This window comes from Candidatus Melainabacteria bacterium RIFOXYA2_FULL_32_9, assembly GCA_001784615.1.
Lineage (GTDB): Bacteria > Cyanobacteriota > Vampirovibrionia > Gastranaerophilales > UBA9579 > UBA9579.
Genome location: MFRQ01000138.1, coordinates 1 through 22,429, shown reverse-complemented (window position 1 = coordinate 22,429; position 22,429 = coordinate 1). Strand labels below are relative to the sequence as shown.

The following is a 22,429-nucleotide window of genomic DNA, read 5'->3' as shown; positions in this document are numbered from 1 at the left end:
GGAGCACTATTAAATATAGATGTGGATGAAAATATGCCAAGTTATGATTATAGTTGCAAAGACTGCAGTGAAAATTTTACTGTCAATAAATCTATGAACGATACAACTGTTCCTAATTGTCCTAAATGTAATTCTTCTAATATTAGAAGAATTTGGGGTGGTTTTTCACTCAAAGGCTGCGGGAATTCATGTTCATCAGGAAGTAGTTGCAGCTCTTGTAGTGGTGGATCATGTTCAACCTGTCATTAATTATTAGGTTTATATTTAAAAAGTGGTTTTAGGTTTAAGTTCGAGTTATATTTTGATTAAGCAGTAATTTTGTGAGAGTCGAATATGTTATCAGGATTTTTTATTTTTGGGATCTCTTTTTTACTAGTTTTATCTTCATCATACTTTTTAACTACTGTTATTAAGCCTAAGAAATTTGAAAATTCTATAATTTATCTTATCTTAATACTTGTATCTCAAGTAATAATAAGCATTGAACTATTATCTCTCTTAAAAAAAGTTAACCCTGATAGTCTAATTGTAATTAATTTTCTTATATTCCTTGTTTTATTTAAGTTTTGGGATAATAAAGGTAAACCACATCTTGATTTTAATGAAGTTAAGTTGGCAAAAAATAATATTATTAAGTCTATAAAAAAAGATAGGGTTTTGTTCGCTTTTTCTATCTTTTTTGTTTTTTCAAGTTTAATTAGTTTATTTCTTGTTATATTTGTACCTTCTTCTTCGCCGGATAGTTTACAATATCACCTTTCAAGAATTGGGGTGTGGCTTCAAAATCAAACCTTAGCTCATTTTGAAACTGCAGATACCAGACAAAATATTTATTCCATAAATTCAGAGATTTTAATTCTATGGCCGATGATATTTCTTAAAACGTCTTTGTTGGCTGCTTTTTTACAATATTTTGCTTATTTTGGTTGTATATTCACTCTTTTTGTTTTTTTAAGATATTTAAAAATATCAATGAGAAGAACTCTTTGGACTGTATTTATATCAGCTTCTTTACCTGCTGCTATAATTGAATCTTCAAGTACTCAGACAAATCTAGTAGTTGCATTCTTTTTGTTCGTTTCTTTATATCTATTTATCTATGGAGTTAAAGAGAATAATAAAAAAGCTCTTATATTTTCAGCTATCGCTTTTAGTATTGATTTAGGGATTAAATACTCCACTTTCTTTTTTGTACCAATATTTGGAATAATTTTTCTTTTAATATCACTTAGAGAAAATAAAAAAGATTTTTATAGGCCCATAGCTATATTTATAGCTGCCTCTATTCCTGCTTTTTTAGTTCTTAGTTCTTATAATCATATACTTAATTTTATTGAATTTGGAAATTTCTTTGGTAATCAGCCTTATATAGATAGACTTAGTGCACCTTACACTATTAATACTTTTTTAGGAAATTTAATCAGGTATTTTCTATTATTTATTGATTTTACAGGAATATGGTTTGCTAAAGCATTATCTCCATTATTTTTAGGCTTAAAAGATCTCTTATTTAGCTTTTTTGGATTACAAAATACGGATGGTCTGGTTTTTGATGAAATAAACAGAATAAATACCCTAATTCACGAAAGTTATTCAAAGTTTGGATTATTGGGCTTTCTCCTTTTAGTACCACTTATTTTCAAGTATAGCCTTATAAAATTAAGGTCAACAACAAATAAAACATATTATATAAGTTTATTCGGATTAATTACTGTTGGCTTTATATTAACAATATCTGTTTTTATGGGATTTTGCATATGGAATAACAGGTTTTTATTAACTCCTGTAATTATAAGTTGTGCTGTCTTTGCCTTTAGTTATACGAAAAAAACAACTATTTTAAAGCTTTTAATTGCTTTTATTGTTATTTTTAATTTTCTAGTAGTGCCTACTTTCAATAAAACCAAGCCTTTTTTTGGTGTATGCAAAATATTAACCGAGTATAACTTTGTTTCTCTCAGGAACGAATTAAGGTTTATTCACGAGGATTATTTTCCTGAAAAATACAATCATTTATATAATACGGTTAAGTATCTTAGCCTTGTTGCCCCCAATGATTCAAAGATAGGTCTGATTTTCTCATACAATGATCTTATTTATCCTATTTTTGAAGAAAATCCAACCTGGAAAATCCATCAAATCAGATATGATTTGTTAGCAAAAAGAAAAAATTATGATGATTATGACTTTTTGGTTATATCAGACTTGATTCAAAATAGTGAAATATTGTCTTATAAAGATGTGAATTTTAATTATTATATAAGAGAAAATGGTCTGGTAACTAATTTTGATGGAACAAGGCCTATTACATTATATAAAGATAAAACCGGAAGAGTTATTACTTCTGGATTACCTGTTATACAAAATAATCTAGTCAATTTATCTTCTATTCCCAATAATTTTAAATTGATTAAAAACTTTAAAGTGATAGAAGAACCTAATGACAGAGAAAAAACTTACGGTATAAGGAAAACCTACATATATAAAAGGGTTTATTAAACATTTAATTTTTTTAAGTAATTAGATAAATAATCAACTTCTTTTCTTGATAAATATCTATATTTACCTTTATCAAGTCCTGTTAGAGTAATATTAGCGTGTGCAATTCTTTTCAAAGAAATTACCGGATGTCCAATTTTACTCATCATTCTTCTAATTTGTCTATTATAACCTTGATAAAGAGTCATCTCTAGTGTTGTTTTTGGGTGAATATATTCTAATATCACAGCTTCAGCGTAGGCAATTTTCCCTTCTTCTATTTCAATTCCTTTTTTTAGATTAAATAAATCCTGCTGAGTAATTTTACCTTCTACTGTAACTCTATACACTTTTGGTACAAGGCCTTTTGGGTGGGTTAATTTTTGGATTAAATCTCCATCATTAGTTAAAATTAAAAGTCCGGTTGATTCTCTATCTAGTCTACCTGCTGGTTTTAGTTTGTGTATTTCAGGAGGAAGTAGATCATATATAGTTTTTCTTTCATGAGGATCTCTTCTGGCTGTTATGTATCCTGCAGGTTTATTAAAAATAACGTATTTATGTTCAAGCGGTTTTATTTTTTTACCGTTAACCTCAACTGAATCTCTGTTTGTAATTATAGTTGCAGGATTAGTGATAACTTCACCGTTAATTTTTACTTTTCCTGTTTTAATAAGCTCATCAGCACCTCTTCTTGAGGTGATATCTGAGCTTGCTATATATTTATTAAGCCTGATTTGATACGACATTTGCTAAAATTTCTGTATTAATAAACTGATTCTCTTCTTCTTGAACGATTTTACATTTAAATTCTCTGGCCATTTTTTGTGCTTCTTTTAAATCATCAGCACTCCAAATAGCCCAACCACCACGAACTTCATCTCCTACTCTGATCTCTACTTTATTAGAGAAAATATGCATTGTTCTGGTTTGCTGGTTTTTCATTCTGTTTATTTGACGGTATACAATTTCTTCAGGATCAATATTTAAAACTTTTAAAGCTATAAATATACAGGAAAAAGCATCTTCAAGTTCAGCTTGCGCAGTTTCTTTATCTCCTTTTGATAAAGCTTTTAAACTTTCTGCAACTTCTTCGTTTAAATGGCTTAAAGCTTCATATTCTGAGTTTGTATCATATTTTCTATTTTCCCAGATTAAATCAACTGCTTCTTTTAGTTTCATTTTTTATGTCCTATTTTGATTTTTTTAATTCGTTGCTGGTAGATAAGTAATTAAATAATAACAGAAAAGCAATATTTGAAACAAATACTCACTTTGTATCATTTTAGTTATTGTAACTGTAGAGTTTTTATATCACCAAAAAATGATAAAATCCTTAATAAAGAAATAACTTGCCTTAATAAAAAATTTTTTCAGGTATTTTAACTATTCAACCTGTATAGATAGAATGCTATAATTTATCTTGTTTTTAACTTTGTCTGGAGGAAAAATATGAATAAAGTTGAATTTTTAAAAAAGAGTTTAAGAGAAAAAAAATGTGTTAAAGTTATTGCGGGAATAAGTAATTTTGATACTGAAAAAGTCAGAATGATTGTAACAGCTGCTGAACATGGTGGTGCTAGCGCTGTTGATGTTGCAGCTAGAGAAGATATTATTAAATTAGCTCAAGAAACAACAAATCTTCCTGTTTTTGTTTCTTCAATTAAACCTGAAGAATTAAAAATGGCAGCTGACAGTGGAGCTGATGTATTAGAAATAGGAAATTTTGATGCTCTTTATAGAGATGGATTAAGAATTACAGCTCAAGAAGTTCTGGAAATTACAAGAAAAACTATCGAACTTGTTGGAAACGATACTATGTTAAGTGTTACTGTTCCAGGGCATATTGATGTAAGTGAACAAGTAAAACTTGCTTTAGAATTAGAAGCTCTTGGAGTAGATTTAATTCAAACAGAAGGAGCTGCTATTACTAATGCTACAAGTGCAGGTGCAAGAGGACTTCTTGAAACAGCTCAGGTTTCAATTGCAAACACTGTTGAATTGGTAAGAAACATTAATATTCCTGTAATGACAGCAAGTGGCATAACCGAAATCACAGCTCCTTTAGCTATAGCAGCAGGTGCTAGTGCTGTTGGTATAGGTTCTTGTGTAAATAAACTTAATTCCACTTTTGAGATGACTATTGCAGTTAAATCAATCGTTGAATCAGTTAATAAATTAAATGTTTCATCTGAACAAGAAATATTAGCTTAAAAAGATAAAAAATAATTTTAATTAAAAAAGTAAGAAGTTTTCTTACTTTTTTAATGTTTTTAGGAAATTCCTCTCTCTTTTTTGTTTTTATAATAAAAAAGAGGTGTGTAAAACATGCTAAAGTACATTCTAATATTGGTATTGATAATGTTAAACATAGTTATCAATTTTCCTGATAGCAGCAAAGCTCATTCTCAATCTCATAATGATTCTTTATGTTCCAATGAAATCCTTTGCTTAAAAAACCTTTAATAAAAGATATGGAGCTAAATCTTTCTTTGAAAAGATAATATTTATAATGGTTTTATTATTTTCTTGTTATGCAAGTATTAGAGACAACTTATTTCTACATGATCTTTATAACAAAGCTGTCTTTAATTATTATATTTCGCATGACAAAATCAGCTAAAGAAAAAAATAAATGCGACCATCGGTCGCATCAGTCAAGAAAGGAATGGTTAGACTATTAACAGTATTTATTATTACATAATGTGATTTTCGTGGCAAAAATTGTATTTTTTGTTAAAATTTTGTAATATTTAATCAAAACCGGAATTTAGTTATGGAAGAAAATAAAAGTCTACATCCATGTTTTAACAAAGATAGTGTGGGGAAAGTAGCAAGAATACACCTTCCCCTCATAAAGAATTGCAATATTCAATGTAATTATTGCAATAGAAATTATAGTTGTCCTAATGAAAACAGGCCTGGAGTAACAAGTCAGTTAATAACACCAAACGATGTTTATTCTTTATTAAAAGAAAATCTTGAACTTTATCCGAGTTTAAAGATTGTAGGTATTGCAGGACCGGGTGAAACCTTTGCTGAGCCGGAAATAGTTTATCAAAGTTTAAAAATAGTCAGAAACCATTTTCCCGATATGAAGTTGTGCCTCAGTACTAATGGTTTAGCGGTTATTGACAATATTGATCTAATCAAAGAATTAAATATAGATTATATTACCGTTACTGTAAATACTCTTAATCCTGTTACTGCATCAAAAATATATCATACAGATATTGAAACATTATTAAATAAGCAACAAAACGGATTAAAAGAACTTGTAAAAGCAGATATTACAACAAAAGTAAATTCTGTAGTAATTCCTGAAATCAACATGGAAGATGTCATTGATGTAGCAAGATTTGCGGGAAAAATAGGTATTTTTGCTCAAAATCTGATTTCTTTTTATCCCGTTAAAGGATCTCTTTTTGAAAATTTGAGAGAACCATCAAAAGAAGAGATGGAGAAGCTTCGTTTCGAATGTTCTGGATATATCAAGCAAATCACACATTGTAAAAGATGTAGATCTGATGTAGTCGGAAACTTGTCTGATGATAAGAAGATTAGTTTCAATAAATGCTAAAATTTTGTTATAGGTGATAATATCACCTAACTTAAGTCATCGACTATAGTTTTTGAAACGGGGAGACTTAATTTAAAGTTATTAGTTTACGTTGTTGTATTACTTTGTCATATGATGGTTTATCAATTTTTGTTATAGTAGAATTTATCTTAAATATTATAAAAAGAAGCTTGGGGACATGATGGTGCAGTCTTGTAACTTAGAAAATAAATATAAATGGGTTTATCCTGAAAATAAACAGGTATCAACAGAACTTGTTAAGGCTGCGGGTTCCCATGTAGTTGCCCAGTTACTTTTAAATAGAGGAATTGATACTCCTGAGAAAATTAAAGCTTTTTTAAACCTTGATAATACTAAAATTAGTTCTCCTTTTATTTTTGAACATATGGATAAAGCTGTTAATCGTATTAATCAGGCTATTGAAAAACAAGAACATATTGTTATATATGGTGATTTTGATGCAGATGGAGTTACTAGTACTTCTTTACTTTTTAAGACTTTAAAACATTTAAATGCTAATGTTAGTTTCTTTATCCCTGATAGAAGTGAAGAAGGGCATGGGCTCAATAGTGCTTCGATATGCAAGTTAATTAGTTCCAAGAAAGCTAAATTAATTATTACTGTTGATTGTGGTGTTAGCAATATAACAGAAATAGCATTAGCAAAAAGTTTTGGTACTGATGTTATTATAACTGATCACCACGAAGCTCCAGAAGTCTTACCTTCAGCTTATGCTATTATTAATCCCAAATTAATGGATGAAGATACTGATCTTAAATATCTAGCAGGTGTTGGGGTAGCATATAAACTTGCTAGTGCTTTATTAGAATCTCATAATAAAGTTGATTATACAGATAACATTTTATGTCTGGTTGCTGTCGGTACTATAGCAGATGTAGTACCATTATTAGGAGAAAATAGGGCTCTTGTCCATCGTGGATTAAAATTACTTTCAAGAGACAGGGCTCCCGGTCTTGTTAAGTTGCTTGAAATAGCAGGATGCAATCTGGATCAGGTATCAGCTAATTCAATAGCTTTTGGAGTTGCTCCAAGAATAAATGCTATTGGAAGATTAGCTGAAGCAAGTTTGGCTGTGGATCTTTTAATAAGTGATAATATTGAAGAAATAGAAATTATTGCTAAAAAGCTTAATAATAACAATAAAATCAGGCAACAAATGTGTGAAAGTACATTTATAGAAGCTACTTCTAAAGTAAATAATGAATGTGATCTGGAAAAAGAAAAAGCTATTATTCTGGCTGATCCTAACTGGCATCCTGGAATTATAGGTATTGTTGCTTCAAAATTGGTAGAAAAATTCTATAGACCTGCTTTTTTAATCTCTATAGATGAAGAAAAAAATAAAGCTAGATGTTCTGCTAGAAGTATAGAAGGGGTGAATCTCCACGAAATTTTAAGTCATAACGCTGAATCGTTTGAGGTTTTTGGTGGTCATGCCTTTGCTGCTGGTTTTGCTCTGGATTTAAACAAAGTAAGTTTTGAGGAACTTAAAAATAAATTAAATTCTACGGTTAATAGATTTTCCGGTACAGATTTTCTTGAACCAAAGTTAAAAATTGATTTAGATATTAATTCGAATGATTTATCTATTGATTTGATAGAAGAATTGGATAAATTAGCTCCTTTTGGTGAGTGTAATCCTTTTCCTGTCTTTAGTATTTCAAATTTAACCTTAAAACAGTTTAAAACAATGGGCTCTGCTAACAATCACTTAAAGATTTTTCTTGCTGATGATAATGATAATATGTTTGAGGCCGTATGGTGGCAGAACAATAATCTTGATATAGCTGTTTTAGATAAAGTAAATGTTGCATTTGCTCCAGACATAAATACATTTGGAGGAAAAACAAAAGTTCAGCTTATTATAAAAGATATTCAAAAGACTGATTCTGTAGTCAATCAAACTCTTTCTAATCAAACCAAAAAAGAAAGTTTGTCTGAAAAAAGTGTTTTAAGTGATTTAAATTCTTCCGGTCCAAAATGGGTAGATCATAGAAGTAAAGTTAATTTCGAGAAAAACCTTATAAACTATTTAAAACTTTCAAAAAAGAGTATTTCTATTTTTGCTGAGGATTCAAATTCTCTTGAAATTTTAAAGAAAGATCAGATATTAATAACTAGAATTGTTAATAGATTAAGCATTGAAAAAGCAGATGAGTTATTTATTTTTGACATGCCAACGGATTTAGATACTTTAATAAATCTACTAGAAAAGTCTGAAGCTAAATTAGTTCATATAATAGGTAAGAATATTACTGAAATAGATCCAAACAAAGTTATTAAAACTATGTCTGGAATGCTAAAATTTGCTCATACAAATAAAAATGGTGAGATAAACATTAATCAAATTGCATCTTTACTTTATATTTCCAGTGATACAGCCTATAATTGTATAAATCTACTGAATAAAGCAGGGGTTATACAGGTTTATAATCAGGATATTGACAAGATAAAATTTGGTTTTATTGGAAGTAAAGATATTTCTTTCGTTATAAACCTGGAAGAATATGGTTATTTTATTGATAGCATAAAAACTTCGGAAGAATTTCGCCATCAATTAAGAATTTTAGATATTGAAAGTATTCAAAATTTGATATATTAAAGGTTGAAATAGAGTAAAGAGTATTTTAATTCTGGTTTAGTTATAAATTAAGGTACTTTTATCTCTTTTACCCATTATATTTCTTCTGATTTTTTGCTTAACGGAATCTATAGTCTTAACCTCTTTTTTTATCATATTAAGCTGATATTTAACTTGACTTCTCTCTTCTTTAAGCTTTCGCAGCCTTTCATCAAGATCATTAAGCTGACTTTGTACAACATCCTGATCTTTTTGGATATCCGTTTTTATATTCTCTAGTTTTTGGACTACTTCTTCTAATTTTTCATTATGATATTGAAACATCTGTGAAGGTTCTGATCGATTATTGTAATCATTTGAGGAATTTAACTTATTTAAAGGGTTTATAGTGTATTTATTCTTTGATTCTAACGGTGTGAAATTCATATTTTGTGAATATGCTTTACAATTAGCGTTTACAATTAAAACCAAAAAAGTAGCCAGTACGATACCTATGTTTTTATTCTTTATTAACATGTTAAATCCTTTTTCTTTGAGAAGATTCTTGTAAAAAATGAATTATATAAACTCTAAGCTAATTTTTTTATTTATTCAAGAATTTTTTAATAGCAATTTTTTTATTCAGAGGTTTTACTTATTTAGATCAACAAATAAAGGAGAATTAAAAAATGAATGTATTAAAGCCAGATATTTCTTTTAATGGTTTAATTAAGCTTTCAACTGGAAAGGTTATTAGAGAAGGAGCTATTGATGCTATTACTCCAATGACTAATGCTCATGATAGACGTTATTGGAGCGTTAGAACCAGACACATGGCTGATGGAGAATATGGTACTAGTTCTGAATTTGCTCAATTATCTGAGGAAGAATACAATGACCTTATTCCCAAATTAGATATTAAAGGTTAGTTTTTAATTATCTAAATACTTTTCAATAATGTTAAAAACTTTGTCAGGAGTTATATCTTCCATACAGGGAGTATATAACTCTTGTTTCTTTGTTAGTTTACATTTTCTTCTATTGCAGGGAATGCAGTTTCTATCTGAGAATAAAACCGAGTTGCTTTCACCGTAGGGGCCTGTTCTTAATACCGGCATTGAGCCGTATAAACCAATCACTGGAGTTTTTACAGCAGTTGCAATATGGAGAGGGCCAGTATCACCTGAAATTAAAATATTACATCTGGATAATAAAGCTGCATTTTCAAGAATATTTAATTTTCCACAAAAAGATTTTATTTTTGGAGAAATATCCAATAAGGTTTCAGATATTTCTCTATCTTCTAATGATCCTGTTAGAACTATTTCACAATCATATTTATCAATGATTCTTTTTGCTAGCTCCTTCCAGTGCTCAATGGGCCATTTTCTTCCCTGACGAGCAGAATTAGATCCCATATTAAATCCTATTATTTTTTTTTCTGTATTTAATATTTTTGAAATTTTTTCTTTTGTTTCTTCAGGTATAAATATGTTTATTTCTTTATCAAGAAGAATATCTCTAAATAATGGTTTAGCTGTTATCCAGAAATTCTTTACAGCATGGATTTTAAAAGTTTTATTATAAGTTAAAATCAGCTTTGATCCTACAAGAAAAGAGAAAATTCTTGTTCTGATTGATGGTTGTAAGTTTATACATAAATCAAATTTCTCTTTTTTTAATTCTTTGGCTAATTTAGCTAAATCTTTATAAGATTTTCCTTCAGTAATCCAAATTTTATCAAGATACGTATCGTTTTCTAAAAGCAATGACGGAACTTTACCTGTTAAATAATGAATAGAAAGATTTTGATCATATTTTTTTAAAGATCTATATAAAGCTGTAGAATGAACAACATCTCCAATAGCTCCAAATCTAAATATGAGAACTTTTTTTATATGTGTTTTTCTCAGAAAATTAATCATTTTTAATAAACTTTTTTTATTATTAAGTAAATTTTATCTTTAAATAGCTCAAGTTGCCAGCAAATAATCATCTATGTCATTACAAATAAGAAAATATCAATTTTAAGCAATAAAAGATCGTTTTTAAAAGAATATATTAAGACAAAAAGTTGAGTTTTAAATCAGTTTTTGTTTAAAAACTGAGATGTTAATATTTATTAATTTTCCTCTGTTTTACCCTAAAGTATTCTAGAAAAGTGTCGATAAATATATTATAGAGCCATTATTTCATACCTAACTTCCTCCTAAGTTTTGTAGCCGCCGATAAAAGCGGCGTTTATTTTTTGAAGCTATTTTTTAATTTTTTGGAACAAAAACTTCTTATTTATGTCCTATATAACTGTCCAACAATTTTTAATAAATATTCTCAAAAGATAAAAATATTTTGGAACAAAGAAAATAGAAATTTGTCTATGTATTTGTCCTAAAATTAAGAAAATATTTTGGGAACAAAGAAAATTCAATCTAGTCTAATAGATTTGCAAATAAAATTATTAAACATTTTTATATTATATTTAATATTTGAATAATAAAAAATATTTAATAATAAAAAACAAACTTAATCTCTTTATTTATATGAGACATATAAATAAAGGAAATAATATCTCTAAAAACCATGAACTATTAAGAAATATGTATCAATTGTGAGTTAATGATAATAAGGGTTTCTGGTAATTATAAAAAGATCCTTCAAAAAGAGGGTTGGAAAAAAGATTTATTTGCTATAAATTAAACTCACTCACGTTAAGAGATCGTGTTGAGCAAGTAAAAAAGAATATCAGATTAAAAAAATCTGGAAGTTGAAAAATTTTTAAAATATTCAAAAAAAATGTTTAATCTCTCTTGACTCTAAATTTTGGTGGTGATAACATACTGATTACCGCTGAAAATAAAAGATGAAATTCAATTATTTTCTATAAATAATATTGAACCTTGAAAACTGAATAACTGAAAACACAGAAACCTGTTAATTCAAAAACAAATGGCTGGGATCATAAGATATTAATATCTTAATAAGATATAAACTTTCTGACAATGGAGAGTTTGATCCTGGCTCAGGACGAACGCTGGCGGTGTGCTTAATACATGCAAGTCGAACGATAAGGCCCTTTCGGGGGTACATAAGTGGCGGACGGGTGAGTAACACGTAGGTAATCTACCTTGAGGCGAGGGATAACATTGGGAAACCAGTGCTAATACCTCATATGTGCAGAGTTGAAATACTTTGCATGAAAGTTCCGGCGCCTTTAGATGAGCCTGCGGCTGATTAGCTAGTTGGTGGGGTAAAGGCCTACCAAGGCGACGATCAGTAGCTGGTTTGAGAGGATGACCAGCCACAATGGGACTGAGACACGGCCCATACTCCTACGGGAGGCAGCAGTAGGGAATATTGCGCAATGGGCGAAAGCCTGACGCAGCAACACCGCGTGAGGGATGAAGCTTTTTGGAGTGTAAACCTCTGTCAGTGGGGAAGAAATATGACTGTACCCACAGAGGAAGCATCGGCTAACTACGTGCCAGCAGCCGCGGTAAGACGTAGGATGCAAGCGTTGTCCGGATTTATTGGGCGTAAAGAGTTCGTAGGTGGTTTGTCAAGTCTGGTGTTAAAGCCCGGAGCTCAACTCCGGATCGGCACTGGATACTGGCAGACTTGAGTACAGGAGAGGCAAGGGGAATTCCCAGTGTAGCGGTGAAATGCGTAGATATTGGGAGGAACACCAGTGGCGTAAGCGCCTTGCTGGACTGTTACTGACGCTGAGGAACGAAAGCCAGGGGAGCAAATGGGATTAGATACCCCAGTAGTCCTGGCCGTAAACGATGGATACTAGGTGTCGTGGGTATCGACCCCCGCGGTGCCGTAGCTAACGCGTTAAGTATCCCGCCTGGGGAGTACGCACGCAAGTGTGAAACTCAAAGGAATTGACGGGGGCCCGCACAAGCGGTGGAACATGTGGTTTAATTCGAAGCAACGCGAAGAACCTTACCAGGACTTGACATCCAAGGAATCCTGCGGAAACGTGGGAGTGCCTTTCGGGGAACCTTGAGACAGGTGGTGCATGGTTGTCGTCAGCTCGTGTCGTGAGATGTTGGGTTAAGTCCCGCAACGAGCGCAACCCTCGTTGTTAGTTGCTGGCAAAAGCACGCTTTTGTCGAGCTCTCTAGCGAGACTGCCGGTGATAAACCGGAGGAAGGTGGGGATGACGTCAAATCATCATGCCCCTTATGTCCTGGGCTACACACGTGTTACAATGGGTGGGACAACGAGCAGCCAGCTAGCAATAGTGAGCGAATCTCTTAAACCCATCCTCAGTTCGGATCGAAGTCTGCAACTCGACTTCGTGAAGTCGGAATCGCTAGTAACCGTAGATCAGCACGCTGCGGTGAATACGTTCCCGGGCCTTGTACACACCGCCCGTCACACCATGGAAGCTGACCACGCCCGAAGCCAGTGAGTTAACCTTTTAGGAGACAGCTGTCTAAGGCAGGGTTAGTGACTGGGGTGAAGTCGTAACAAGGTAGCCGTACCGGAAGGTGCGGCTGGATCACCTCCTTTCTAGGGAGACCTCCAGTGAAATTTATTTTACTGGTATCCTAGGTCGACATCAATGAAACTGTTAGGTTTAAATCTTGGCCATTGTGCCTGACAGTGGAGATGGAATTAACAGAGTGTTTTCAGTTTATTCGGTCTTCAAGGTTCATCCTTGAAGCGAAGGTGGGAATGGCGCTTAAACACATTCCTATTGTACCTTGACAACTGCATAAAATTAGATAATGTATGTAATTACCAATGTTAGGTAAAGCTACAAAGAGCAAATGGTGGATGCCTTGGCGCTAGCAGCCGATGAAGGACGCGCAAAGCAGCGATACACCACGGGGAGCCGCTAAGAGGCCTTGATCCGTGGGATTCCGAATGGGGAAACCCCCTGGGGGTAATGCTCCAGGATCCTTGCCTGAATACATAGGGCAATGGAGGGAAAGCCTGTGAACTGAAACATCTTAGTAACAGGACGAAAAGAAAATAATCTAATGATTTCCTTAGTAGCGGCGAGCGAACGGGAAACAGCCTAAACTCTCTACACGTGATAGTCTGCAGACGTTGTGTAGGGGGGGTCGTGGGACTTCCAGTCAGACCTGCAGGTTTGACATAGAGTTACAAAATTGTTGATTAAATGAACTCAGCTGGAAAGCTGGACCATAGAAGGTGATAGTCCGGTAATTGAAAATCAACAATCTCTAGGGAGTATCCCAAGTAAGGCGGGGCACGTGAAACCCCGTCTGAATCTGCCGGGACCATCCGGTAAGGCTAAATACTAGCTAGCGACCGATAGTGAACTAGTACAGTGATGGAAAGGCGAAAAGAACAGTGGAAAGCTGAGTGAAATAGAACCTGAAACCGTTTGCTTACAATCAGCAGGAGCACTATTAATAGTGTGACTGCGTGCCTGTTGAAGAATGAGCCGGCGAGTTACCTTATGTAGTTTGGTTAAGGGGTTAATACCCGGAGCCAGAGGGAAACCGAGTCTGAATAGGGCGAATTTATTACATGAGGTAGACCCGAATCCAGGTGATCTAACCATGGCCAGAATGAAGCGTAGGTAACACTACGTGGAGGTTCGAACCCACTGATGTTGAAAAATCAGGGGATGAGTTGTGGTTAGGGGTGAAATGCCAATCGAACTTGGAGCTAGCTGGTTCTCCCCGAAATGCGTTTAGGCACAGCGTCAGATTTATCTTACAGGAGGTAGAGCACTAGTTTGGTGCGGGCCCAGAAACTGGGTACCAAATCAAGTTAAACTCCGAATGCCTGTTAAGTAACTATCTGGCAGTGAGACTACGAGAGATAAGTTCCGTGGTCAAGAGGGAAACAGCCCGGACCGCCAGCTAAGGTCCCAAAATATATGCTAAGTGATTAAGGAGGTAGAGTTGCATTGACAACCAGGAGGTTGGCTTAGAAGCAGCCACCCTTGAAAGAGTGCGTAATAGCTCACTGGTCAAGCGACTCCGCGCCGAAAATATACCGGGGCTAAGCATATTACCGAAGCTGCGGCAACAAGATTTATCTTGTTGGGTAGGGGAGCGTTCTGTTGTAGGTTGAAGTCAGACCGTAAGGACTGGTGGACGAAGCAGAAGTGAGAATGTCGGCATGAGTAGCGAAAACATTGGTGAGAATCCAATGCACCGAAAACCTAAGGTTTCCCACGGCAGGCTCGTCCGCGTGGGGTTAGTCGGAACCTAAGCTGAGGCCGAAAGGCGTAGGCGATGGATAGCAGGTTGATATTCCTGCACCATCTTAATATCGTTATCAACTGCGGAGGGACGCAGGAGGCTAAGTACGCTGGAGATTGGTTGTTCCAGTTGAAGCGTGTAGGTAGTCATAGTAGGAAAATCCGCTATGGCGTTATAAACTGAGACGTGACCAGGACTTCTTACGAGAAGGAAGGTACTGACGCCACACTGCCAAGAAAAGCTTCGCTAGTGAGATATTAAGATGTCCGTACCAGAAACCGCCACAGGTAGGTTGGCAGAGAATGCTAAGGTGCGCGAGATAACACTCGTTAAGGAACTCGGCAAAATAACCTTGTAACTTCGGGAGAAAAGGTACCCTGGTAGCGTGTAGGCTCCTCGCGAGCTGAAGCGTGATAGGGTCGCAGTGAATAGGCCCAGGCGACTGTTTACCAAAAACACAGGTCTCTGCTAAGTCGTAAGACGATGTATAGGGGCTGACGCCTGCCCAGTGCTGGAAGGTTACGTGGAGAGGTTAGCCGCAAGGCGAAGCTTTGAAACTAAGCCCCAGTAAACGGCGGCCGTAACTATAACGGTCCTAAGGTAGCGAAATTCCTTGTCAGGTAAGTTCTGACCCGCACGAATGGCGTAACGATCTGGGCGCTGTCTCGACGAGTGACTCGGCGAAATTGGATTATCCGTGAAGATACGGATTACGCATACCAGGACAGAAAGACCCTATTGAGCTTTACTGTAGCTTGAAATTGAACTCGGACTATGCCTGTGCAGGATAGGTGGGAGACTTTGAAGCAGCTTCGTCAGGAGTTGTGGAGTCAACCTTGAGATACCACTCTGGTGTAGTTTGGGTTCTAACCGAATGCCACTAACATCTGGGTTCGGAACAGTTTCAGGTAGGCAGTTTGACTGGGGCGGTCGCCTCCTAAAGAGTAACGGAGGCGCCCAAAGGTTCCCTCAGGTTGGTCGGAAATCAACCGTAGAGTGTAAAGGCAGAAGGGAGCTTGACTGTGAGACTTACAAGTCAAACAGGGACGAAAGTCGGGCTTAGTGATCCGGCGGTTCCGCATGGAAGGGCCGTCGCTCAACGGATAAAAGTTACCATAGGGATAACAGGCTTATCTCCCCCAAGAGTCCACATCGACGGGGAGGTTTGGCACCTCGATGTCGGCTCGTCGCATCCTGGAGCGGTAGTACGTTCCAAGGGTTGGGCTGTTCGCCCATTAAAGCGGTACGTGAGCTGGGTTCAGAACGTCGTGAGACAGTTCGGTCCATATCCGGTATGCGCGCAAGAGAATTGAACGGAGTCGTCCTTAGTACGAGAGGACCGGGACGAACGAACCTCCAGTGTACCAGTTGTCCTGCCAAGGGCAAACGCTGGGTAGCTGTGTTCGGAGTGGATAAGTGCTGAAAGCATATAAGTACGAAGCCCACCGTAAGATTAGTTCTCTCACTGGGTTAACCAGGTAAGTCCCCGGACAGAATATCCGGTTGATAGGCCAGAGGTTGAAGTATGGCAACATATGTAGCCGACTGGTACTAATAGGACGAGGGCTTTACCTAGCCGGTAATTATACGCAGTACAGAAATGAAATTAAATTTCAACTCGTTATTCTAATTTTTATGCAGTAATCAGTGTACAGGATTAAATTCCTGGTGGCCAAGCGGCAGGAAAACACCCGTTCCCATCCCGAACACGGTCGTAAAGACTGCTTGCGGCGACAATACTCGGAGGGAGACTTCCCGGGAAGATAGCTAGTTGCCAGGATACTATTTTAAAAAAGAGCTCTTAAATAAGGGCTCTTTTTTTATACTTAAATTTATAGTAGTGCTCCAACGTATACTGAGTGACTAAGATCCTATCCAGGAATTAAATTTACTTATGTCATCACAAGGTGTTTCGCACTGTCATTAGTCATCAGTAAATTAGACTATGATTAATGAATTTAGAAAAGGTGACTGTGTCACCTGAAGTGGTGATCTTACCGATTTTGAATAATTGCTGTAAAATGGATGGATTGCCACAGATTTCTTCGGAATCTTCGCAATGACAAAATTGATTAATGTTGTATATTTTTTATTTCCTGGATAGACTCTAAGTCACATTTTTAAGTCATCAATCATTCCAATAATACTACTATTATTCTGTCATAACTAAGCCGCAATCTCAAATTAACGATCATTACAGTGAAGACTTAAGTTTGTGGGCACTTTACTTAAGTTAGGTAATGGATATTACCTAACTTATTTTTTACCTAAAATTTCTATAGCTTGTTTTTCTGCTTCTTCTGCTTTTTTCAATTTCATATCAAGACCTTTTGGTGTTGATGATTTTTCTTCAAATTTCGCAGGCATTGGAGATGGTAGATAATTATATGATTGAGTATTTTCTTGTTGGGAAGCTGGTTTTTTCTGCCTAGCAGAACTTCTTGCTCTTTCAAACAGATTTCCAATCTTATTATCATTTATATTATTTTGAGTATTATCCGCCATCTTTTGATTATTACTCGTCAAATTCTGAGTATTTTGAACATTACTTGTCATATTTTGATTGTTACTCGTTATATTTTGAGTATTTTCTTCTGTTTTTTCTTGATCTTTGTGTGTTGGTTTACCAAATAACTTGTGAGATACATTCTTAAACATTTTGGAAACTGGAGCCATTAACCCTATAACAAGAGCAAATCTTAAAATACCACCAGGTAAAGCTTTTAATAATGTTTTACCTTGACCCATACCAACTACTTTTCCTACAAGTTGTAAACCTTTTCTCCATAATGGTACTTTAGTCATATTAGAACCAATATTTTTTAGACCGGCAATTGCATTAACAACTTTACCCATATAAGGAAATAGTAAGAATCCACCAATCCAGTTACCCATTATATCTTCCATAAAAGTACTAAATTTTTCCCCTTTTGGTGCTTCTACTGCTGATTTAATAGAGTCTCCTAATATAAGTCCATTAAAAATAATACTCATAGGATTATTACCCATAAAATCACCTGTTCCAATAGAAAATTTTGTTAATAATCTAGATAAGAATGACGAATTTTTATTAACATGATCAATCATTTTAATTTTTGTTATTACATCTTTTGCTTTTTTTCCATATAGTGAACTATTTTTTATTATATTTATTGCTTCATCAACATTGTTTGGATTTTTTAGTTTGTTAGAGACAGTTTTCGAAAGGTTATAATTAGGCAATATTTTTTGTAAATTTTCTTTTAATAATGCTTTTATTCTTTTATTAGAAGATTTAAGGACTCTTTTAGTAAGATTTTGTCCTTTACCAGAAGCTATACGTTTTTCTAATTTTTCTATTAAGTTATTTTCTTTTAATAATCTTAAATTATTTCTTACACCGATTACTTCTTTTAATTGAGTTTTCCTTATTTCATCTACTTGATTAAATAGTTGATCAAATAATTGTTTTCTTAAAGGTTCTCTGGTTAGCATTGATTTAGCTTCAGAACCTTTTTTTAATGATTGAGTAATTTCATTATAATTAGGGTTTTTTAATAAGTTTGCTTGTATTCCTGTAATTTTTCCTTTTATATATGCAGCTTTTTTACTTAAAAACTGCATTATACCGCTTTTATTTGACCAATTATCAATTTTTTGAACTAATCTGCCAAGTATTGATCTATTTGGATCACTATTTCCTGATAACACAAAAGCATCAACACCTTTTCCAATTCCCCAAGAAACTCCGGCACCTGCTGCAATATATTTTAATTGTTTCGTAGGATCATCTTGTTTATTAGAATTTTCTTGTGTTGTATTTGTAGAAGCTTGTTTATTTGGATTTTGTTGAACTCTATTAACTAGATTTTGATCAATATTATTCATAAAACCCTGTTTTTCCTTCTCTTTTCCATTTAGAAAGTTTCTCTTTAATAATAAAAACAAAAAAGATCAGAAATTTGCTTATTTTTAAACATGTATTAAAAACTATTAAAAAGAATAACCACTTTTTAGGTGGTTATTCTTTACTATCTATAAGTCTTGGGTCAGAATCTTTTTCGTATTTATAAGCAGTTATTGCTTTTTGGTTTATATTTAATTTTGAAAGCTCTTTCTTTATGAAATCTTTTCTCTTTTCCATTTTTTCTTGATTATTCTCTTCAATGGATTTTATTTTTGCAATAAGGTTATTAATTTCTTTTTTTTCATCTTCTGAAAAACTTGTACTGATAATTATTTTCTGTGTTTTTTTAATTAATTCCCCTCTTTGATCAAGAATATTTTGAATATCATCAATAACACCCTTCTCAATAAGGGAGCTTATTTCATAAGTATTATTATAAATACTTTGATAGAGTTCTTTTAATTCCTGAAACTTTTCATTCATAATTTGATTACAATACAGTTTTTTATTTAAGCTGTTTTTACAGAATTCTCTTCTTCTGTTTCTTCTTCATCTCTAATTTTTTCACGAGCTGCTATTCTTATAGCTTCTTCCCAGGTTTTTTTTAGGTCCTTAAGATGTGTTAAAACCTCATCCACCATATCAGCATCTTTTTTAATGTTTGCCTGAACGAGTCTGTAGTGCAAATATTCATATAAATTATATAAATTCTGTGCAACTTCTCCACCTACTTTTATATCCAAAGTATTCATAAACTCTGAAATAATTTTTTGAGCACCTATGATATTATTATGAATTTCTTCAATATTTTTATTAGCTATTCCAACTTTTGCTTTGTTTAAAAACTGAATAGCACCATCATAAAGCATTATTAAAAGCTTTTCAGGGCTTGCTGTTTGAACTTCAGTTTGTTGATATTGCTTAAGATATGGATTCATATTTCCCCTTTTGCTAACAATCATCTTGATAAGTCAAAATAATACCTATAAGTAGTATTATTATATTATACTCTTTAAAAAAATTTTTTCTCCTATATAAAAAGGGTTTTTTATCTTTAAACATATTTTAATTGACTTAAAACCAGTTGCAAACATATTTTCTGAGATATTTTTAAGTTAATAATAAGCTCAACTTCTTACACTTCTTTATCAACCAGTATTCCTGAAGGTTTTACTGTCTTGGAAATTAAGTTTATTAAGTCATCTGGTGATATTGTTTCAATTATTGATCCTGTTTTTTGATCGATTAATTCAACCATATCTGTTAGAGAATTGAATTTAACTTTGTATTTTTTTATTTTTTCTTGTTTCTGAAGAACCTCGTTTTCTTCATCCTCAGATTCATCTGTGTTTCTTCCTTGTAAGTCTTTGTATTGATCTTCAGTTTTATCCTCTAGATCAGGTTTAACTTTTTCTTTTTCTTCGGGTTTCTTTATAGCAGTTTCTGCTTGTGCTTGTGCTTGGTGCTCTGCTTGAAGAGCAACCTCAGTTGGGTTTACTATTCTAAATAAACCTGAGTTTGAAAAAGATAGGCCATCCAGTGGCATTTATTTCTCCTATTTTACTCTTGAAACAGAAAATAATGCTAATAAAAGATTTTCATCCAATGATCGTATTTGTATTTTCTTTCCTGTTTCTGGATCTTTTATTATACCATTTATTGCAGTTTCTTTTAATTCTTTTCCCAGATTAATACTTTCATCTTTTAAACTATCAAAATTTAAATTTGATTCAATTTCGATAAAATTGTCTACTTTTTCGGTTATTTTCTCTTCGTATTGTATTATTTGTTCTTTTATTTCTAATACTTTCTCACTTGCTTCATTTATTTTATTTAGGAATTCTTCATATTCCTCTTTTGTTTTCATAGATATATTTTCAGTTTTTGGTAAATTGATTGTTTCTGAAGATGCATCTTCAGGGTTTGACTTCTTACTATTATCAAATGAACTTTCCTTAAAAGGTTTGACATCATTAAAAGATGTATTTTCAACTATGTTTTGTATATTTTCCAAATCTTTTTTTATAGCATTATTGGTTTTCTCAATATCTTCCTCACTTAGGGTTTTTTCTAAACTGCCTTTGATCTGTGTTTTTATATCTTTTAATTGCTCATGGATTGAAGATAAACCTTGTTTCACGGTTTCAAGCAAGTTTTTCTCTTCCTGCATATTTTCAAGGGTTTCATTGTATTTTTGTCTTTTTTGAGTATTTTCAGATAAGACAACTTTTTCAAATTCTTCAACTTTGGAAGAATTCTTTTCAATATCCTTGTTTTCTTTAAGTGTTTTTACCTGAAAATTATTGGTTAAAATTTTCTGTAAAGAGTTGCTTAGACTAATATCATCCTTGAAAATAGACATTAGTGTCCTCCAACAACCATTTTTAAGTTATTATAGTCCTTATTTTATAATTAATATTCCCCTTTTTCAATAAAAACAAACTTTTTTAAAAAAACCTTTGTAATGTTTTTTTACAAACTATAAACAAGTTTTATATTTATAGGCAAAGTGTTTATATTTTCTTGTCTTATTTAAACATCAGTATTTATAAGCTAGAATAAATTTAGAGTAATTATTGGTTATAAATATGAAACCTGCAATATTGATCCAGGCAAAAAGAGCAAATTTAATCGAAAGAGAACACTTAGGTTTTATCGTGGTTGTTGATAAAAACGAAAATATTCTCTTTCAATCGAGAGATAGTAATAATACACCTGTTTTCTTAAGATCTTGTGCAAAACCCCTTCAGGCCCTACCTATAATCACTTCCGGTGCATATCAGGAATTTAATTTTACATTAGAAGAGTTGGCTATTTGTTGTGCTTCGCATACTGGAAGTGATAAACATTTAAAGACCATTAAAAACGTTTTAAACAAGATTAAATTAAAAGAAGATCAATTATTATGTGGAACTCATGAACCTATTGATGTCGAGGCAAGAAATTATCTTATAAAACATTCTTTAAAACCTTCTAACTTACATAATAATTGTTCTGGAAAACATTCCGGCATGCTTGCTGTTTGTATTAAAAATAATTGGAATATAACGAATTATCTTGATTTTAATCATCCTATTCAACAAGAAATAACAAATATAATAAAAAAATATTGTAATGTTAAAGGAAATATAGAGACATCCATTGATGGATGTTCTACTCCCATACATGGAATACCATTATTTAAAATGGGGGTAGGGTATTTAAACTTATTTTTAAGTAATGAAGGTATGCCAATAAAAGAAGCTTTTATGAAAAACCCTTTATTAATAGGTGGGAAGGGCAGACTTGATAGTTTAATTATTGAATCAACTCAAGGTAGATTAATATCGAAAACAGGCGCAGAAGGTTTATGCATTGTTATTAATCCTGATGAAGAAAAAGCTCTTGTTGTCAAAATTATGGATGCAAGTATTTCAGCAAGAAGCTTGGTAACTCTTGAGTGCTTAAAACAACTTGGTTGGATGACATCAAAAGAGTTAGAAAATGAGACTTTAAAAAATTTTTTAGATATTAAAATAAGAACTCATAATAATACAATTGTAGGTGAGGTGCGGTTTTCTTTTAAAATTTAATACGTAAAAGCCCCTTAAAAAGGGGCTTTTGTTCTCCACTCTCAATATCCTTGAGACTTATCCTAGGGTTTTGAAAGATTTTTCGATGTTTTTATCGATAACTTTTTGTACTGCGTCTACTTCTGTTGATACTGCTTTATG

15 protein-coding genes and 3 rRNA genes are annotated in these 22,429 nt (G+C 33.1%); 9 read left to right on the top strand and 9 right to left on the bottom strand.

Translation table 11 applies throughout. The annotated features are described in order from the left end of the window. The first annotated feature begins 333 nt into the window (after positions 1 to 333). Positions 334 to 2,499 (top strand): hypothetical protein, encoded by a 2,166-nt coding sequence (locus tag A2255_04610; GenBank protein OGI17801.1) that lies wholly within the window; start codon positions 334 to 336, stop codon positions 2,497 to 2,499. Here A2255_04610 and A2255_04605 read toward each other — a convergent pair. Both A2255_04605 and A2255_04600 read right to left on the bottom strand, forming a co-directional pair. Beyond that, complete coding sequence (locus A2255_04605; GenBank protein ID OGI17800.1) at positions 2,496 to 3,227, bottom strand: hypothetical protein; 732 nt, start codon at positions 3,225 to 3,227, stop codon at positions 2,496 to 2,498. The two genes, A2255_04610 and A2255_04605, sit on opposite strands and share 4 nt — an antisense overlap. After that, the gene (locus tag A2255_04600) at positions 3,205 to 3,660 is read right to left on the bottom strand and encodes a hypothetical protein (GenBank protein OGI17799.1); all 456 of its coding nucleotides are present in this window, start codon (positions 3,658 to 3,660) and stop codon (positions 3,205 to 3,207) included. The genes A2255_04605 and A2255_04600 overlap by 23 nt, the downstream gene beginning before the upstream one ends. A 270-nt stretch (positions 3,661 to 3,930) precedes the next feature. On the opposite strand from A2255_04600, the gene A2255_04595 reads away from it, so the two are divergent. From A2255_04595 to A2255_04585, 3 genes are all read left to right on the top strand, one after another. Continuing rightward, positions 3,931 to 4,692 (top strand): hypothetical protein, encoded by a 762-nt coding sequence (locus tag A2255_04595; GenBank protein OGI17798.1) that lies wholly within the window; start codon positions 3,931 to 3,933, stop codon positions 4,690 to 4,692. 562 nt (positions 4,693 to 5,254) lie between these two features. Beyond that, positions 5,255 to 6,058: a hypothetical protein gene (locus tag A2255_04590; GenBank protein OGI17797.1), complete on the top strand. Its 804-nt coding sequence runs from the start codon at positions 5,255 to 5,257 to the stop codon at positions 6,056 to 6,058. Between the two features lie 181 nt (positions 6,059 to 6,239). Continuing rightward, positions 6,240 to 8,681, top strand: a complete 2,442-nt coding sequence (locus tag A2255_04585) for a single-stranded-DNA-specific exonuclease RecJ (protein ID OGI17796.1) — start codon at positions 6,240 to 6,242, stop codon at positions 8,679 to 8,681. Positions 8,682 to 8,717: 36 nt separating this feature from the next. Here A2255_04585 and A2255_04580 read toward each other — a convergent pair whose 3' ends face one another. Beyond that, positions 8,718 to 9,176 (bottom strand): hypothetical protein, encoded by a 459-nt coding sequence (locus A2255_04580; protein ID OGI17795.1) that lies wholly within the window; start codon positions 9,174 to 9,176, stop codon positions 8,718 to 8,720. A 152-nt stretch (positions 9,177 to 9,328) separates the two neighbouring features. Here A2255_04580 and A2255_04575 point away from each other — a divergent pair, with 152 nt between their 5' ends. Further along, on the top strand, positions 9,329 to 9,568 hold the full coding sequence (locus tag A2255_04575; protein ID OGI17794.1) for a hypothetical protein: 240 nt from the start codon (positions 9,329 to 9,331) through the stop codon (positions 9,566 to 9,568). Positions 9,569 to 9,571: 3 nt separating this feature from the next. Here the strand turns inward: A2255_04575 and A2255_04570 are convergent, their stop codons facing one another. Further along, the gene (locus A2255_04570) at positions 9,572 to 10,564 is read right to left on the bottom strand and encodes a hypothetical protein (GenBank protein ID OGI17793.1); all 993 of its coding nucleotides are present in this window, start codon (positions 10,562 to 10,564) and stop codon (positions 9,572 to 9,574) included. 1,073 nt (positions 10,565 to 11,637) lie between these two features. Here A2255_04570 and A2255_04565 point away from each other — a divergent pair. The 3 genes from A2255_04565 to rrf all read left to right on the top strand — a co-directional run bounded on the left by A2255_04565 (position 11,638) and on the right by rrf (position 16,610). Next, positions 11,638 to 13,165: ribosomal RNA gene (locus A2255_04565) — 16S ribosomal RNA — on the top strand. A gap of 229 nt (positions 13,166 to 13,394) precedes the next feature. Then, positions 13,395 to 16,406 (top strand): 23S ribosomal RNA (locus A2255_04560). 88 nt (positions 16,407 to 16,494) lie between these two features. Continuing rightward, positions 16,495 to 16,610: ribosomal RNA gene (gene rrf / locus A2255_04555) — 5S ribosomal RNA — on the top strand. Together the 16S, 23S and 5S rRNA genes form the textbook arrangement of a ribosomal RNA operon. 476 nt (positions 16,611 to 17,086) lie before the next feature. On the opposite strand, the gene A2255_04550 is transcribed toward rrf, so the two are convergent. From A2255_04550 to A2255_04530, 5 genes are all read right to left on the bottom strand, one after another. Next, positions 17,087 to 18,697: a hypothetical protein gene (locus A2255_04550; GenBank protein OGI17792.1), complete on the bottom strand. Its 1,611-nt coding sequence runs from the start codon at positions 18,695 to 18,697 to the stop codon at positions 17,087 to 17,089. Between the two features lie 133 nt (positions 18,698 to 18,830). After that, entirely contained in the window at positions 18,831 to 19,199 is a 369-nt protein-coding gene (locus A2255_04545; protein OGI17791.1) for a hypothetical protein, read from the bottom strand. Positions 19,200 to 19,225: 26 nt separating this feature from the next. Beyond that, complete coding sequence (locus A2255_04540) at positions 19,226 to 19,654, bottom strand: flagellar export chaperone FliS (protein OGI17790.1); 429 nt, start codon at positions 19,652 to 19,654, stop codon at positions 19,226 to 19,228. A gap of 197 nt (positions 19,655 to 19,851) precedes the next feature. Continuing rightward, the gene (locus A2255_04535; protein ID OGI17789.1) at positions 19,852 to 20,262 is read right to left on the bottom strand and encodes a hypothetical protein; all 411 of its coding nucleotides are present in this window, start codon (positions 20,260 to 20,262) and stop codon (positions 19,852 to 19,854) included. A gap of 9 nt (positions 20,263 to 20,271) precedes the next feature. Next, positions 20,272 to 21,078, bottom strand: a complete 807-nt coding sequence (locus tag A2255_04530) for a hypothetical protein (GenBank protein ID OGI17788.1) — start codon at positions 21,076 to 21,078, stop codon at positions 20,272 to 20,274. 226 nt (positions 21,079 to 21,304) lie between these two features. Here A2255_04530 and A2255_04525 point away from each other — a divergent pair, with 226 nt between their 5' ends. Beyond that, complete coding sequence (locus tag A2255_04525; GenBank protein OGI17787.1) at positions 21,305 to 22,288, top strand: hypothetical protein; 984 nt, start codon at positions 21,305 to 21,307, stop codon at positions 22,286 to 22,288. Positions 22,289 to 22,429 lie beyond the last annotated feature (141 nt).